General features: G+C 77.5%; 1 protein-coding gene. It reads right to left on the bottom strand.

The genetic code is table 11. The annotated features are described in order from the left end of the window. Positions 1–738: AMP-binding protein (locus tag ACYVE9_RS29430; RefSeq protein ID WP_461030925.1), on the bottom strand; the 738-nt coding region annotated here is incomplete at both ends.

Here is a 738-nt window from a genome sequence, read left to right as displayed (position 1 = left end):
TGCGGCCGGGTCCCGCACCGCGCCGGACCAGGGCCCGGGCCAGGCGGTGGGCGCGCGCGGAGAGTTCGCGGTAGGTGAGGGCGGTGGCGGCGTCCTGGACGGCGACGGCGTCGGGGAAGCGGGAGGCGGAACGGGCGAAGAGGTCCGGGAGTGTGATGGGGCCGGGGGCCGGTGCGGCGGTACGGAGCCGGTGGGCGGCGGGGCTGGGCGCCGAGCGGCGGCGCTCGGCGGCGGAAAGGGCGTCGCAGTCACGGAGGGCGCCGTCCTGGCCGGTGGTCAGCCGGTGCAGCAGCCGGACGTAACGGCGGGCTTCGGCGGCCGCCTCGGTGGGGGTGTACCGGCCGGGGTCGGCGTCCAGGTCGACGCGCAGACCCCCGTGCCCGTCGTCCGGGTACACGGTGACGGACAGGTCCTGGACGGGCCCGATGGCGACGTTGCGCATCGCCGCCGGGCGGCCCGCGAAGTCACGGCCGTAGCTGAACGGCAGGACGTTCGCGGCCAGGCCGTACAACGAGCCGCCCGAGCCGGTCAGGCCGAGGTCGGCGAGCTGGTCCTCGTACCGGTGGCGTCGGTGCGGGTGGACGGCCGTCATCTCGTCCGCCACCGCGCGCACCAGTTCGCGGGCCGGCCGGTGCGGGTGGACGGCGATGCGCAGCGGGAGGACGTTCGAGGCGGTGCCGGCGGCCAGTAGCGCCACGTCCCGGTCGCGGGCCGGCACGGGCAGGCCCAGCACCACCT

This window comes from Streptomyces sparsus, from assembly GCF_054776295.1.
The sequence above is the reverse complement of the archived record's forward strand: the minus strand, read 5'-3'. Positions and strand labels throughout refer to the sequence as shown.